Source organism: Pseudomonas sp. NPDC087029, from assembly GCF_044745345.1.
GTDB lineage: Bacteria > Pseudomonadota > Gammaproteobacteria > Pseudomonadales > Pseudomonadaceae > Aquipseudomonas > Aquipseudomonas faucium.
In genome coordinates, this window is the sequence record NZ_JBIVAB010000008.1 from 158671 (window position 1) to 173997 (window position 15327).

Here is a 15327-nt window from a genome sequence, read left to right on the forward strand (position 1 = left end):
GGCGCCCGCGTGCCAGACTGACTGATCGGGACCGCGTTACCTTTTTTTGCTCCGGAGTTTTCATGTCGTTGTCCAGCGGGCTGATCGCCGTGGTCGCCCTGGCCTATATGGCCATCATGTTCGCCATCGCCTTCTACGGCGACCGCCGCAGCACGCCGTTGCCGCCGCGCCTGCGTGCGTGGGTGTACAGCCTGTCGCTGGCGGTGTACTGCACCAGCTGGACCTTCTTCGGCGCGGTCGGCCAGGCCGCCGAACAGCTGTGGGCGTTTTTGCCGATCTACCTGGGGCCCATCCTGCTGCTGATCTTCGCGCCCTGGGTGCTGCAGAAGATGGTGCTGATCAGCAAGCAGCAGAACATCACCTCGATCGCCGACTTCATTGCCGCGCGCTACGGCAAGTCGCAGACCCTGGCGGTGGTGGTGGCGCTGATCTGCCTGGTTGGCGTGCTGCCCTACATCGCCTTGCAGCTCAAAGGCATCGTGCTCGGCGTCAACCTGCTGATCGGCGCCAATGCCGACGCCACCGGCACCCGCGTGCAGGACACCGCGCTGGTGGTGTCGCTGGTGCTGGCACTGTTCGCCATCGTCTTCGGCACGCGCAGCCTGGACGTCACCGAGCACCACCGCGGCATGGTCCTGGCGATCGCCTTCGAATCGATGATCAAGCTGCTGGCCTTCCTCGCCGTCGGCGTGTTCGTGGTGTTCAACCTGTACGACGGCTTTGACGACCTGTTCACCCAGGCACGCCAGTCGATACACCTGGAGAGCTACTGGCAGGAAACCATCAACTGGCCGTCGATGGTGGTGCAGACCGCCGTGGCGATGATGGCGATCATCTGCCTGCCGCGCCAATTCCACGTGACCGTGGTGGAGAACATCGAGCCGCAGGACATGCGCCTGGCGCGCTGGGTGTTCCCGATGTACCTGGCGCTGGCCGCGCTGTTCGTGGTGCCGATTGCCCTGGCCGGGCAGATGCTGCTGCCGGGCACGGTGATTTCCGACTCGTTCGTGATCAGCCTGCCACTGGCCGAGGCGCACCCGAGCCTGGCGCTGCTGGCCTTCATCGGCGGCGCCTCGGCCGCCACCGGCATGGTCATCGTCGAGGCCGTGGCGCTGTCGACCATGGTCTCCAACGACATGCTGCTGCCCTGGCTGCTGCGCCGCAACAACGCCGAGCGGCCGTTCGAGGCATTCCGCCACTGGATGCTGTCGGTACGCCGGGTGACCATCGTGGTCATCCTGCTGCTGGCCTATGTCAGCTATCGCCTGCTCGGCTCCACCGCAAGCCTTGCGACCATCGGCCAGATCGCCTTCGCCGCGGTCACCCAGCTGACCCCGGCCATGCTCGGCGCGCTGTACTGGAAGCAGGCCAACCGCCGCGGCGTGTTCGCGGGCCTGGCGGCGGGCATCTTCCTCTGGTTCTACACCCTGGTGTTGCCCATTACCGCCCACAGCCTGGGCTGGCCGCTGGAGCTGTTCCCGGGCCTTTCGTGGCTGCACGGCAACCCGCTGAACCTGCCGATCACCCCGCTGACCCAAGGCGTGGTGCTGTCGCTGGCCGGCAACTTCACCCTGTTCGCCTGGGTGTCGATGCTCTCGCGCACCCGCGTCTCCGAGCACTGGCAGGCCGGGCGCTTCATCGGCCAGCAGACCAGCGCCCGCCTCAGCAGCAAGCCGCTGCTGGCGGTGCAGATCGACGACCTGCTGACCCTGGCTTCGCGCTTCGTCGGCGAAGAACGTGCGCGGCAGAGCTTCATCCGCTTCGCCTACCGCCAGGGCAAGGGCTTCAACCCCAACCAGAACGCCGACGGCGACTGGATCGAGCACACCGAGCGGCTGCTGGCCGGTGTGCTCGGCACCTCCTCGACCCGCGCCGTGGTCAAGGCCGCCATCGAGGGCCGCGACATGCAGCTCGAAGACGTGGTGCGCATCGCCGATGAAGCCAGCGAGGTGCTGCAGTTCAACCGCGCGCTGCTGCAAGGGGCCATCGAGAACATCAACCAGGGCATCAGCGTGGTCGACCAGAACCTGCACCTGGTGGCCTGGAACCGCCGCTACCTGGAGCTGTTCAACTACCCCGACGGGCTGATCAGCGTCGGCCGGCCGATCGCCGACATCATCCGCTACAACGCCGAACGCGGCCTGTGCGGCCCGGGCGAGGCCCAGGTGCACGTGGCGCGCCGGCTGCACTGGATGCGCCAGGGCCGCGCCCATTCCTCCGAGCGGCTGTTCCCCAATGGCCGGGTGATCGAGCTGATCGGCAACCCGATGCCCGGCGGCGGCTTCGTCATGAGCTTCACCGACATCACCCCGTTCCGCGAGGCGGAGCAGGCCCTGCGCGACTCCAACGAAGGGCTGGAGCAGCGCGTGGCCGAGCGTACCCACGAACTGTCGCAACTGAACCAGGCGCTGTCGGAGGCCAAGAGCCAGGCCGAGGCGGTCAGCAAGTCCAAGACCCGCTTCCTGGCCGCCGTCAGCCACGACCTGATGCAACCGCTCAATGCCGCACGGCTGTTCTCCGCCGCCCTGTCGCAGCAGGCCGAAGGCATGAACGAGGAGGCCCAGCAGCTGGTCCAGCACATGGACAGCTCGCTGCGCTCGGCCGAAGAACTGATCAGCGACCTGCTGGACATCTCGCGCCTGGAAAACGGCAAGATCACCCCGGACGCCAAGCCGTTCGCGCTCAATGAGCTGTTCGACACCCTGGGCGCCGAATTCAAGGTGCTGGCAGCGGAAAAGGGCCTGGAATTCCGCCTGCGCGGCAGCCACCTGCGCATCGACAGCGACATGAAACTGCTGCGCCGGGTGCTGCAGAACTTCCTCACCAACGCCCTGCGCTACGGCAAGAGCCCGATCCTGCTGGGCGTTCGTCGCCAGGGCGAGCACCTGTGGCTGGAGGTGTGGGACCGTGGCCCGGGCATCGCCGACGACAAGCTGCAGGTGATCTTCCAGGAGTTCAAGCGCCTGGACAGCCACCAGACCCGCGCCGAAAAAGGCCTGGGCCTGGGCCTGGCGATTGCCGACGGCCTGTGCCGGGTGCTCGGCCACCGCCTCGAAGTGCGTTCATGGCCGGGCAAGGGCACGGTGTTCCGCGTCAATGTGCCGATCGCCCGCCAGGCCGCGGCTGCGCCTGCGGCGCCCGTGGAGCAGGCCAGCCAGCCGCTGGCCGGCCTGCAGGTGCTGTGCGTGGACAACGAAGACAGCATCCTGATTGGCATGAACAGCCTGCTCAGCCGCTGGGGTTGCCAGGTGTGGACCGCGCGCAACCGCGCCGAATGCGAGGCGCTGCTGGCCAAGGGCATGCGCCCGCACCTGGCGCTGGTGGACTACCACCTGGATGACGGCGAGACCGGCACCGGGCTGATGGGCTGGCTACGCACGCGCCTGGGCGAGCCGGTGCCGGGGGTGGTGATCAGTGCCGATGGCAGCAAGGAAACCCTGGCCACGGTGCATGCCGCGGGCCTGGACTACCTGGCCAAGCCGGTCAAGCCGGCGGCCCTGCGCGCCCTGCTCAATCGCCATCTGAGCCTGGTGCAGTAAGGGCGGCATCGGCCGGGGCATCGTCGGACAAGGCCCGCTCCAGCAGGTCGGCCGGCAGGCTCTTGCTGGCCCGGGCGCCAAGCAGCTTGAGCTGCTCGCTGCGGCTGACCAGGTTGCCGCGCCCTTCGCACAGCTTGTTGCGCGCCGCGGCATAGGCCTTGTCGACCTGCTGCAGGCGCGCGCCCAGCTCGTCCAGATCCTGGATGAACAGCACGAACTTGTCGTACAGCCAACCGGCGCGCTCGGCGATCTCGCGGGCGTTCTGGCCCTGGCGTTCCTGCTTCCACAGGCTGTCGATCACCCGCAAGGTGGCCAGCAAGGTGGTCGGGCTGACGATCACGATCTGCCGGTCGAAGGCCTCCTGGAACAGGTTCGGCTCGGCCTGCAAGGCGGCTGAAAAGGCCGCTTCGATGGGCACGAACAACAGCACGAAGTCCAGGCTGTGCAGGCCTTCGAGGCGGTTGTAGTCCTTGCTCGACAGGCCTTTGACGTGGCTGCGCAGCGACTGCACGTGCTGCTTCAGGGCGCTTTCATCGTTGCCGCTGACGTACTGCTGATAGGCGGTGAGGCTGACCTTGGCATCGACCACCACCTGCCTGTCGCCGGGCAGCATGATCAGCACGTCGGGCTGGAAGCGCTCGCCGTCGGCGCTCTTGAGGCTGACCTGGGTCTGGTACTCGCGGCCCTTTTCGAGGCCGGCATGCTCCAGCACCCGCTCAAGGATCAGCTCGCCCCAGTTGCCTTGGGTCTTCTGGCCCTTGAGCGCCTGGGTAAGGTTGGTGGCTTCGTCGGACAGGCGCAGGTTCAGTTGCTGCAGGCGTTCGAGCTCCTTGCCCAGGGAGAAACGCTCGCGGGCCTCTTGCTGGTAGCTCTCCTCGACGCGCTTTTCGAAGGCCTGGATGCGTTCCTTGAGCGGGTCGAGCAACTGGCCCAGGTGCTGCTGGCTGGTCTGGGCGAAGCGCTGCTCGCGCTCGTCGAAGATTTTCGTGGCCAGGTCGGCGAATTGCGCACGCAGGGTGTCGCGGGCTTCCTGCAGGTCTTCCAGGCGCTGCTGGTGGCTGTCCTGTTGCTCGCGCAGTTCGGCTTCCAGGCGCGCGCATTGGGCCTCCAGGCGGCGCAATTCGGCTTCGCGGCTGGCGCGCTCCAGGTGCCAGGCGTGGGCGGCGTCACGGGCGTTGTCGCGGTCGACCTGCAGCAGCTCCAGCTCACGGCCCTGGGCGGCGAGCTGGGTCTGCTTGACGGTGTTGGCCTCGCTCAGGTCGCTGACTTCGTCACGGCTGGCCTCCAGCTGCGCCTGCAGGCCCGCCTGGGCCAGCAGGGCGCCATTGAGACGCTCTTGGAGCAGGGCCTGCTCGCCCTGCCGGGCGCCCTGGCGACGCTGCACGTGCATGAGCCACCCCAGGCACGGCAAGGCGCCTGCCACCAAGCCCAGCAGAATGCTGGTCAGATCCACTGCCATGCTTACCCCGACGGTCTGTTGCAAATTGCCTGCAGCTTATCAGCCTGCCTGGTCCGACGCCTGCTCCGGCTCGCTGGCCTGGCACAGGCGAGCGTATTCCAGCTGCGCCCGCCGGTCCCCGGCCCGCGCCGCCTGGCGCAGCAGGTCATGGCCGATGCGCCGGTCACGGGCATTGCCGCACTCGCGGCAGAGCATCTGCCCCAGGCGGCTCTGGGCCTCGACCACGCCTTGGCGCGCCGGCTGCTTGAGCAGGCGCCCGGCCAGGTGCTTGACCTGGCGCTTGTCGGCCAGGCGCGGGCTGTCGAGCAGCCACAAGGCCACTTTCAATGAAAAGCGTTTGGGCGTGGGGGCAGACGTCGAAACGGCGGGGCTGGCGAGGTGTTTACCGCGAAACTTCATGAGCAACAGACAGGGCAACTCGAAAGGCGCGCCACTCTACCCTTTTTTGCACGGCATGGCCTGTCGATTTCTGGAGGATTGAAAAAAAATTTCACTGATCTTTTCTTGACGTTTTCAAACAGGTGACTGGGCAGTCGGCAGGTGCCTGTCGATTGTCGGACAGTTCTCCGCTTTGCTGGCACGCCCGTCCTAGAGCAAGCGCTCGGGACAATCCACAGTTCCTGTGGATAACTCGGTGGACAACCTCCCTAAGGACCCTGCAAACCCCTATGAAATGGGGCTTGCAGTCAAACTGACGATTTTTTCACCAGTAAAAATTAGTGTTTTTTTTCATTGACTTAAGGTGCCAGTCAAGTCATTGGCGAGCGTATCGGGCGCTGTTGCCGGGCTGTTACAAGTCGCGCCTCGAATGTGCACAAGTGCACCAAAAACCTGCATTCGGATGCACGAAATCGGTACATCGGGCCATTTGGAGGCCACTTGCCCCTCTTCCCACGTGGGCAAAGACACGCCATACTGCGCGGCTCGCCTGAAGAAACGTGCAAAGGCTTGCAAAGCCCCACGCGTTCCGGTAAGGTGCGCCTCGTTAGTACCAAGCTGAAAGTCAATTCTGGCCAGAAGCGTCCTTGCAGACCTGCTCCCCCCAAGAGCAACTGCTGAAACCAGGACCGGCCCTTTCGATGATTCACTCGCCAGCCAGCGCGCTGTTCAAGCACGAATCACGTGACAGATTGATCAGGATTCCATACCGACCGGCCTAGAACCTTGGCCCCGGAATGCTGCCTGCCCTCTGAAGTACCTACCAGTCAGCCCAAGCGCCCACATTTGATTGCGCTCTCTCTGGCTGCTTTGTTCCAGTCAGGTTCGTTCGTCCCTTAATAAAGGCGTCACTGGAACGTTTCTATCATGCACGGATCATAACCCCCGTGTTTAAAGCAGGAACCTCCAACAATATGCATACCCATCATCAGATTCAGGCTGCCATTGGCACCCTCTCCCAGGCCTTCTCGCCGTTGAAGTGCCTTATCACTGCCCCACGCAAGGGCAACTTCAGCTTCACCCTGGTGGACGAACACGGCGTCGCCTGCCACACCGAACGCCTGTATCCCGAGCAGTACACCCGCTCGGAACCGCTGCAGGCGGTGATCGCCCGGACGCGCCAGTCGCTCACCGCGTGAGCGGTGAATGCCAGGGCATTCAGCCTTTGAATGCCGGCCTCGGCGAGCTGCCTGATGGTTCTTGGCCTAATTGCCGCAAGGCATATGGCTTCCGACCTCAGGCAGCAATCGATTTAAAAACAGCTCTTTACATCACGCTTATCACACTACACTTCAACTCGAGCGGTCCGATCCGCTTCCGGCGGGCCTGATCATTCACCAGCTGCCAAGCTCCAGCGCCCGTCGGCCCCTTACTGCTCGAGGGCATCATGGGTATCGCGGCGAATGAATTGTGTCAGTATGTGATCCGACCGACCCTGGTCTACCTGAATCGTCATTGCGCCAGTGCCGAAGCCCTGCTATTGGGGATTGCGGCCAGCCAGTCGGCGCTCGGCTCGGCGCTGCACGACCGCCGGGGGCACGGCCTCTATCGCATTGGCGAAAGCCGGCATCAGGCGGTGTGGGACGACTTCCTCGCGCGTGACCCGGAACTTGCCAGCCTGGTCCGCGGCCTGGCGAGCCAGCACGCCTTCCTGGGCGGCCCGCACCTGGAACTCGCGGTCAATTTGCGCTACGCCACCGCCATTGCCTGGATGCTCATCGAAGCCCAGGCGACCGCGTTGCCTGACGCCGACGACCTGTTGGGCCAGGCGCGCATCTGGCGTCAGATTTTTCACCCTCAGGGTCGCCTGCGCGACTTCACCCAAGCCTGGCAACTGTGCATTGCTCAGAAATTGCCAGAGGTATCTTGAGAACTGTCCTACAGTATTACCGGAAAAAAAGGAATTTTGGTCGGATTGTCCTACAAAACCGCTCTATCTCCTGTGATACAGGCTATAGCGCAGAGCGTGATTTGTTGGTAGCTTTTCGCCCCGGAGATCCCAAGGAGTTTCTAATAATGAAAAAAGTAATGCTCAAAACCTCCCTCGGCGTTGCCGTTGCTCTCGCTTCCAGCCAACTGTTCGCTGCCGGCTTTGCCCTCAACGAACAGAGCATCAGCGGCATGGGGACAGGTTTCGCGGGTCGTTCTTCCGCTGCCGATGATGCCAGCACGGTGTATGGCAACCCTGCCGGCATGTCTCGCCTGAAGCGCCAGGAAGTGACCGTGGGGGGCGCAGCCATTATCGCCAAGACCGATATTTCGGGCCCGGGCAGCAGCCCACTGCCGGGTGAAACCGACGGTGACATGGTGCCAACGGTGGGGGTACCGATGGGCTACTACGTCAAGCCGATCGATGAGCACTGGAGCGTCGGTTTCGGCGTCTACGTGCCCTTCGGCCTGGTCACTGACTACGGCAGCGGCGACGCCGCACGCTACTGGGGCAAGAAGAGCCACGTCGAGGTCATCACCTTCCAGCCAACCGTCAGCTACGCCTTCAACGACAAGGTGTCGATCGGTTTCGGCCCGACCATCAACAAGATCAAGGGCGAGCTGGGGTCGAACACCATCAACCCGCGTTCTCCTGGCTTCAATGATGGCGAAGTGAAGATCAAGGGCGACGACACTGCCGTGGGCTACAACATCGGCATCCTGGTTCAGGCCACCGACCGTACCCGCGTCGGCATGACCTACCACTCGATGGTCGACTACAAGCTCGAAGGCAACACCAAGGTCAACAACGCCCTGATCGGGCCGTTCAGCGGCAGCAAGTTCGACGCCACGCTGAAGATCAAGACCCCGGAGTCGGTGGACTTCTCGGTTACCCACGAGCTGGATGACCAGTGGACCCTGTACGCAGGCAGCACCTGGACGCGTTGGAGCCGCCTGAAGGACATCACCGTCAACAACGATGTACCCGCTCCGCTGGTGGGCCAGTTCGGCACCATCACCGAAGAGCAGAACTGGCATGACACCTGGGCACACGCCATTGGCGCGTCCTACAAGGTCAACAAGGAGTGGGTACTGCGTACCGGCTTCTCCGTCGACCAGTCGCCGACCAACAACCACGACCGTTCGCCGCGCATCCCTACGGGTGATCGCAAGGCAATCAGCTTCGGTGCCGGCTACAGCCCAACCGACGACATGACCATCGACGTGGCCTACTCCTACCTGTGGGAAGAGGACACCAAGGTCAACCTGGCCAGCCCGACCAAGGGTCGTTACCAGGCCAAGTACGAGAACAGCGCTCACGGTATCGGTGCTTCCCTCACCTACCGTTTCTGATTCGTACCTGCTGTATGAAAAACCGCCCTCGTGGCGGTTTTTTCATGCCTGCACCTGCCAGGTTTCACCCAACGCTTCGTGCAGGTAATCCATGAAGGCGCGCGTCTTGGGCGTCAGGGCAAAACGGTCTGCCAGGCACAGGTAGATATCCATCGGCTCGGTCTGGGCGTAGGCCTGCCCCTGCTCGCTGTACTCGAACAGCGGCACCAGTGCGCCGGTGGCCAAGTGCGGCCGGACCACGAATTCGGCGAGCCGAGTGATGCCACCATCGTTGAGCGCCATCTGGGTCAGGGCGTCGATGTCGTCGCTGATCAGCACCGTGCCGAACTGCGCATCGAAGCGCAGGCCATCGCGCACGAAGCCCCAGCGCAGGAAGCGGCCGTCCACCGGGTAGCGGAACACCAGGCAGCGGTGCTCACGCAGCGCCTCCGGCGTGGCTGGCAGGCCCGCCTGCGCCAGGTAGCCTGGGGATGCACAGCAGATGAACGGGACGCGGGCGATGTGCCGTGCGAGCAGATGGTCTTCCAGCTGTGGGGTGATGCGCAGGCTGATGTCGACGTCTTCGCGGGCGTGGTTGACGCGTCGGTCAGTCGTTACCAACTCTATCGAAAGCAAGGGGTAGCGGGCGCTGAAGGCTGGGATCAACGGAGCGAGCACATGGCGGCCGAACGCGGAGGTGGAGGCAATGCACAGGCGCCCCTGGGGTTCGCTGTCGGGCGTGGTGATGGCTTGCTCGGCCTGCAGCAGGTCGCGTTCGATATGCCGGACACGTTCGTAATACTGCGCGCCCGCCGGCGTGAGGGCCATGCTGCGGGTGGTGCGGCTGAGCAGCCGCACCTGGAGGTGGCTTTCGAGCCGTGCGAGGTTCTGGCTGACCGCGGCCGGGCTGAGGCCGAGAGTGCGGGCGCCGGCGGCAATGCTGCCGGCTTCGACGACCTTGATGAAGCTGCGGATGGTGTTGAGCAGGTCCATGGCGAGCCTTGGGATTCGTAAGAATCTCTTTATAAAGAACTCACCGTTACCGGTCTACAGGTGTCGACTGCTGGCTTGATAACCTGCGCTTCCAGCCATTTTCCAGGAGTTTGCATGAGCGACCTGTCCCAGCCGCGCAGCCGGCGCAAATTGCGCCCTAGCGCCACGCCCTACGTGTTTGCGTTGTATATGTCGTCGATCATGGCGTTGTTGATGTGCTTCGTGATTACCGCTGCCAATGCGGGCGTGGATGCGCAGTATTTGAACAACGTGCTCAAGGCTTACCAACTTGCTATGCCGGTGGCATTCATCTGCGTACTGATGGTCCGGCCGGTGGTGATTCGATTGGTGGCACTTACAGTCCATCCTCACTAACCCATCCCCCTCCCCTGCTCTTGCCGTTGCTTTCGCTTTTGCCTTTGCTTTTGCTTTTCATGCGCGCAAGTCCAGGCGCCACAGATTGCGACTTCAGGAGGCCGAGCGGAGGACTTGCGGAGGGAGGCGACGGGCATGGATGCCCGTCGAGCGCTGAGGCCCCATGGATGGGGCCTGCAGCGCGTACTCCCGGGAGCAAGGCCGGAGCGAGGGAACCCCGGAGCGTAGCGCAGGGGCCGGATGATGGGAGCGGGCGGTTTTTGGTTACTTTTTGCCAAGACAAAAAGTGACCCGCCGTAAGGGCGGAAAGGTGAGTAAGCGTCGCTATTGATTTCGGATATGCATGAGCACTTCAGCACCACCACCTGAGCTTTTGGCTTTTGGCTTTTGGCTTTTGGCTTTTGGCTTTTGGCTTTTGGCTTTTGAAACGAGTGAATATCCATTTGCCAAGGCGGCGCATAATCACCCTTCCGCCCTTACGGCGGGTTACTTTTTGTCTTGGCAAAAAGTAACCAAAAACCGCCCGCTCCCATCATCCGGCCCCTCCGCTACGCTCCGGGGTTCCCTCTCTGCGGTCATGCTCCCGGGAGTACGCGCTGCAGGCCCCATCCATGGGGCCTCAGCGCTCGACGGGCATCCATGCCCGTCGCCTCCCTCCGCATGACCTCCGTTCGGCCTCCTGAAGTCGCAATCTGTGTCGCCTGAACTTGCGCGCATGAAGAGCAAAAGCAACGGCAAGAGCAAGAGCAAGAGCAAGAGCAAGAGCAAGAGCAAGAGCAAGAGCAAGAGCAAGAGCAAGAGCGACTTGGATGCTCAAGGGTGGGAGGCGATTGCCTTCTCGATAGCTGAGCGGAACGCTGGATCATCCGGCTTGGTCAGGCTTGAGAAGTTGCCGATGACCTTGCCCTTGCGATCGACCACGTACTTGTAGAAATTCCACTTCGGCGCACTACTCTGATGCGCCAGCTCCACGAACAATGGAATCGCATCCTTGCCCCGCACCGCCTGCGCCTTGGTCATGGTGAAAGTCACACCATAATTGGCATAGCAAACCTTGGCCGTCTTCTGCGCGTCGGCATCTTCCTGCTTGAAGTCATTCGAAGGCACACCCAGCATCTCCAGCCCCTGCCCGTGGTACTCCTTGTAGGTCGCCTCAAGCCCCTCGAACTGCGGCGCAAACCCGCAATAGCTCGCCGTATTGATCACCACCAGCGGCTTGCCCGCAAAGCGCTGGCACAGGTCGACCTGCTCCTTGCCCCGCAGCTCGGGCAAGCTGCTCTGCAACAGCGCCGGGCACTCGGCCGCCCAGCTCGAAGTGGCCGCCAGCAACGCCAGCAACGGCATCGTCAACCAATGTGCACGCATCGTCAGGTTCTCCCGCTAGACAATTGCTTGAACTTGCAGGGTAGCGCTTAACAAACAGCCATGCCCAGTTGCATCAACGCCAAGCCGCCACGGTGCCAACCCCACCACACCAATGCCACCACCAGCGCCGCGGCCACCAGCAGCAGCCCGCGGGCCAGGTGCCGGTTCATGCGGCTTGCGCCTGCAGGCGCGCCACCGGGCGCTCGCGCACCGGCCAGTTGAGCGCAGCCGCCAGCAGGCTGAGCAGGATCGAGATCTGCCAGACCAGGTCATAGTTGCCAGTCTGGTCATACACCACACCCCCCAACCAGCCGCCCAGGAAGGCGCCCAACTGGTGGAACAGGAACACGATGCCACCGAGCATGGACAGGTTGCGCACACCGAACAGCGTGGCCACGGTGCCGTTGGTCAACGGCACGGTAGACAGCCACAGCAGCCCCATGGCGATGCCGAACAGATAGGCGCTGACCGCACTCACCGGCACCCACAGGAACAAGCCGATCACCACCGCCCGCAGCAGGTACAACGCCGTCAGCAGGCGTGGCTTGGACATCCGCCCACCGAGCCAGCCAGCGGTATAGGTGCCAACGATATTGAACAGCCCCACCAGCGCCAGCACCGTGGTGCCGGTAGTTGCCGGCAGATGCTGGTCGACCAGGTAGGCCGGCAGGTGCACACCGATGAATACCACCTGGAAGCCACACACGAAAAAGCCCAGGGCCAGCAGCCAGAAGCCGGAATGCGAGCACGCCTCGCGCAGGGCCTGGCCCAGCGTCTGCTCGACGCCATGGCTGGGCAGCGGGCGATCCTTGAGCATGCTGACCAAGGGTACGATCAAGGCGACCAGCAAGCCCAGCACCAGCAAGGCGGCCGACCACCCCAGCCATTCGATCAAGCCCAGGGTGCCGGGGAGCATGGCGAACTGGCCGAAGGAGCCCGCGGCACTGGCGATGCCCATGCCCATGCTGCGTTTTTCCGCCGGCACGGCGCGGCCCACCACGCCCAGGATCACCGAGAACGAGGTACCGGACAGGCCGATGCCAATCAGCAGGCCCGCACTGAGCGACAGTGACCAGGCCGAATCGGCGGTACTCATCAGCAACAGGCCAGCGGCGTAGAGAATGCCGCCGATGATCACCACCCGCGCCGCGCCAAGGCGGTCAGCCAGCGCACCGGCAAAGGGCTGGGCCAGGCCCCAGATCAGGTTCTGCAGGGCAATGGCGAAGGCGAACACCTCGCGGCCCCAGCCGAAATCGGCGCTCATCGGCGCCAGGAACAGGCCGAAGCCATGCCGGACACCCAGTGACAGGGCGAGGATCAATGCTGCCCCTACCAGAACCCACCCGCTGGTTCGCCACACCGAAGTCATTATCGTTATCTCCAGCACATCGCAAGGTTTATGCGGGTATATACCCGCGTTTAATCGTGGTCGATCAGGCCAGCCGCTCCAGCAGCCGCACCAGTTCATCGCGCGGCCCTTCGCCCAGGTGCTCGACCAATGCCTGCTGCGCCAGCTCCCAAGCGGGGTACGCCACCTGCAGGCGCGCAGCGCCCGCCTCGGTCAGCAGCACCACGCGGTTGCGCTGGTCGTCACCGTCGGCCAATGCCACCAGGCCCTCGGCCTCCAGCACCCGCAGGTTGCGGCCCAGGGTGCTGCGCTCCAGGCCCATGGCCTCGGCCAGGGTGGTGATACTGGGGCGGTCGAGCCGCTGCAGGTGGCGCAGCAGGGAAAACTGGGCGACATTGATGCCGAAGCCGGCAAGGGCCTCGTCGTAATGCCGGCTCACCCCACGGGCGGCGCGACGCAAATGGGTGCAGATGCATTCACTGGTCAACATGGATACGTGTATATACCCGCAACTTGGCTGTTGCAAGAAATTTCAGGGTGCCAGCCGCTGCCGGATCGGCTCGAACTCGGCCGTTGCGCGACGGGGCAAGGGGTCCGGGGTGCCTTGCTCGATGGCCTGCCAATAGCGCCATGGCACCTTGGCCGAGCCGAGTTCGTAATCCATGCCATCCCAACTGTCTTCACGAAAGCTGTAGAAGGCCCAATGCAGCCGCTCGCGCTCCAGCACCGTGAGCACGTCCTCCAGGTACTGCCGACACCCCGCCAAACGCCGCATGCAGCCGAATTCGCCGACAACCAGCCGTGAACGCGGCACCTTCATCGCATCCACCCACGCCACAGGCTTGGCAAGGTACTCGGCGACGCGCTGGCCATCCCAGTGCTGGCGCTGCCCGGCGAAGGGCACCGGGCCAGGATAGGCAAGCGGCGGCTGGCGCGTCATGTTCGGCGCGCTGGTGGCAGCATAGGGCTCGTACATGTGCACGCTGTAGAGCACGCGCTCGTCCGCCAGCGCCTCGGGCCAGTAGCTGAACGCATCGGCGCCGGCGTACCAGCCGGCGTCGACCATGACCGGGGTGTGTGGGTCCACTTCGCGAATGGCTGCCAGCAGCTGGCGGTACAGCGCCGGCAAGTCGCGCGCACTGCCCCGGGCTTGCTCGTACCACGCCCGCATCTGCTGCGCCGGCGCATGCTCGGCCAGGCCGCCGTGCTTCTCCGGGGCCGGTTCGTTGATCAGGTTGTAGGCGGCGATGGCCGGATGATCCTTCAGCTCGCCGGCCAGGTCGCGCCAGAACGCGGCGGCCTGTGACCAGTAGCGTTTGTCCTGCCACAAACGGTCGTCGAACTGGCCCTGGTTGTTCTGCGACCAGCGCATGCCCGGCAGTGACAGCGGCGCAATGACCACCTTGAGCCCTGCCTGATGGGCACGGTCGAGGGCCTCGCGCAGGCGTTGCAGGTCCGCCTTGGCCAGGCCCTGGTAATGGTCGGCATCGCCCAGCAGAACATCGCGCTGCGCCGGCTGCCATTTATCGTAGGACAACCGCACCCAAGTGGCGCCGTACCCACGCAGGGCTTCGAAATAGGCCTGATCAGGCGGCAGGCGGTTGAAGCTGTTGCCACCGTGGCGGGGGGTGTTCCAGAAGTCGATGAGGTCTGCGGCGCTGGCCAGCGGCGAAGACATCATCAACAAGGCGACAAGCATCAAGCGGTGCATGGCATGGCCTCCTTGGCCGATTGGGAAGGAGGCCGAGGATACCCGCGCAAGGCCGCGGCAAGGGGGACTGATGCGTTGCTGAAAATGACCAGCCGCTGCGGGCTCAAGGCATCAGCGCCAGCCCCAGCAGCACCGTGAGTTCAAGCAGCTCCAGCAACGCCCCGGCCGTATCCCCGGTGCTCCCGCCCAGGCGCTGGCACATCAGCCGCCGCAGCCAGCAGAACACCCCAAACGCGCCAAGCAGCACCCAGGCCACGCTCCATCCGCCCAGCACCAGGCACACCAACAGGCTGGCCAGCAGCACCCAAATGGCGGCACGCCGCGGCAAGTGTTCGGCCAACGCTTGGCCCAGGCCGCCCTTGCGCACGTAGGGGGTGGCGAGGAACAAGCCGAGCATCGCCGCCCGCCCCACCACCGGCGCCAGTACCAGCAGCGCGCCCGCGCCACGCTCGACCAGCACCCACAGCGCGCAGAACTTCAGCAGCAGCACCAGCACCAGGGTCACCACCGCAATCGGTCCGCTGCGTGGGTCCTTCATGATCTGCAGCGTGCGCTCGCGATCGCCGAAGCCGCCCAGCCAGGCATCGGCGCTGTCCGCCAGGCCGTCCAGGTGCAAGGCGCCGCTGAGCAGCACCCACAGCGTCAGCAGCAGGGCCGCGTGCAGTGGTGCCGGCGTGCCCTGCAGCAGATGGCTGGCAAGCCACAGCAGCAGGCCAAACAGCAGGCCGACCAAGGGATAGAACAGCAACGAGCGGCCGACCTGCCGGGGCTCGGGCATGCCTGGCAAACGCACCGGCAAGCTGCTGAGAAACTGCAAGGCGATCCACAAAGGCAGCAT

At 64.2% G+C, this 15327-nt stretch carries 13 protein-coding genes and 1 pseudogene; 5 read left to right on the forward strand and 9 right to left on the reverse strand.

Annotated features, from left to right (window positions below; translation table 11 throughout):
• The first annotated feature begins 62 nt into the window (after positions 1-62).
• Positions 63-3539, forward strand: a complete 3477-nt coding sequence (locus tag ACIPG5_RS15405; RefSeq protein WP_401376097.1) for a NahK/ErcS family hybrid sensor histidine kinase/response regulator — start codon at positions 63-65, stop codon at positions 3537-3539.
• Here ACIPG5_RS15405 and rmuC read toward each other — a convergent pair.
• Positions 3511-4884, reverse strand: a complete 1374-nt coding sequence (gene rmuC, locus ACIPG5_RS15410; protein WP_176518268.1) for a DNA recombination protein RmuC — start codon at positions 4882-4884, stop codon at positions 3511-3513. The genes ACIPG5_RS15405 and rmuC overlap by 29 nt on opposite strands.
• A 171-nt stretch (positions 4885-5055) precedes the next feature.
• A pseudogene (locus ACIPG5_RS15415) lies at positions 5056-5397 on the reverse strand (sel1 repeat family protein); the annotation flags it as partial.
• Between the two features lie 953 nt (positions 5398-6350).
• Here ACIPG5_RS15415 and ACIPG5_RS15420 point away from each other — a divergent pair.
• From ACIPG5_RS15420 to ACIPG5_RS15430, 3 genes are all read left to right on the forward strand, one after another.
• Positions 6351-6575, forward strand: a complete 225-nt coding sequence (locus ACIPG5_RS15420) for a hypothetical protein (protein ID WP_176518263.1) — start codon at positions 6351-6353, stop codon at positions 6573-6575.
• A gap of 248 nt (positions 6576-6823) precedes the next feature.
• The gene (locus tag ACIPG5_RS15425) at positions 6824-7306 is read left to right on the forward strand and encodes a hypothetical protein (protein ID WP_176518264.1); all 483 of its coding nucleotides are present in this window, start codon (positions 6824-6826) and stop codon (positions 7304-7306) included.
• Between the two features lie 146 nt (positions 7307-7452).
• Complete coding sequence (locus ACIPG5_RS15430) at positions 7453-8718, forward strand: OmpP1/FadL family transporter (protein ID WP_401376100.1); 1266 nt, start codon at positions 7453-7455, stop codon at positions 8716-8718.
• A gap of 42 nt (positions 8719-8760) precedes the next feature.
• Here the strand turns inward: ACIPG5_RS15430 and ACIPG5_RS15435 are convergent, their stop codons facing one another.
• Positions 8761-9690 carry a LysR family transcriptional regulator gene (locus tag ACIPG5_RS15435; protein ID WP_401376103.1) on the reverse strand — a complete coding sequence of 310 codons (930 nt, stop codon included), beginning with the start codon at positions 9688-9690 and terminating at the stop codon, positions 8761-8763.
• A 114-nt stretch (positions 9691-9804) separates the two neighbouring features.
• Here ACIPG5_RS15435 and ACIPG5_RS15440 point away from each other — a divergent pair, with 114 nt between their 5' ends.
• On the forward strand, positions 9805-10065 hold the full coding sequence (locus ACIPG5_RS15440) for a DUF2798 domain-containing protein (protein WP_176518267.1): 261 nt from the start codon (positions 9805-9807) through the stop codon (positions 10063-10065).
• 813 nt (positions 10066-10878) lie between these two features.
• On the opposite strand, the gene ACIPG5_RS15445 is transcribed toward ACIPG5_RS15440, so the two are convergent.
• The 6 genes from ACIPG5_RS15445 to ACIPG5_RS15470 form a co-directional block, all read right to left on the reverse strand.
• Positions 10879-11430 carry a glutathione peroxidase gene (locus tag ACIPG5_RS15445; protein ID WP_176515661.1) on the reverse strand — a complete coding sequence of 184 codons (552 nt, stop codon included), beginning with the start codon at positions 11428-11430 and terminating at the stop codon, positions 10879-10881.
• 47 nt (positions 11431-11477) lie between these two features.
• Positions 11478-11600, reverse strand: coding sequence for a hypothetical protein (locus ACIPG5_RS15450; protein WP_401376106.1), 123 nt, complete (start codon positions 11598-11600; stop codon positions 11478-11480).
• The gene (locus ACIPG5_RS15455) at positions 11597-12799 is read right to left on the reverse strand and encodes an MFS transporter (protein ID WP_373874221.1); all 1203 of its coding nucleotides are present in this window, start codon (positions 12797-12799) and stop codon (positions 11597-11599) included. Before ACIPG5_RS15455 ends, ACIPG5_RS15450 begins: the two co-directional genes overlap by 4 nt.
• A 64-nt stretch (positions 12800-12863) precedes the next feature.
• The gene (locus ACIPG5_RS15460; RefSeq protein ID WP_176515663.1) at positions 12864-13268 is read right to left on the reverse strand and encodes a MarR family winged helix-turn-helix transcriptional regulator; all 405 of its coding nucleotides are present in this window, start codon (positions 13266-13268) and stop codon (positions 12864-12866) included.
• A gap of 42 nt (positions 13269-13310) precedes the next feature.
• Positions 13311-14477 carry a glycoside hydrolase family 5 protein gene (locus ACIPG5_RS15465; RefSeq protein ID WP_401376181.1) on the reverse strand — a complete coding sequence of 389 codons (1167 nt, stop codon included), beginning with the start codon at positions 14475-14477 and terminating at the stop codon, positions 13311-13313.
• Between the two features lie 115 nt (positions 14478-14592).
• Positions 14593-15327 (reverse strand): adenosylcobinamide-GDP ribazoletransferase, encoded by a 735-nt coding sequence (locus ACIPG5_RS15470; RefSeq protein ID WP_401376110.1) that lies wholly within the window; start codon positions 15325-15327, stop codon positions 14593-14595.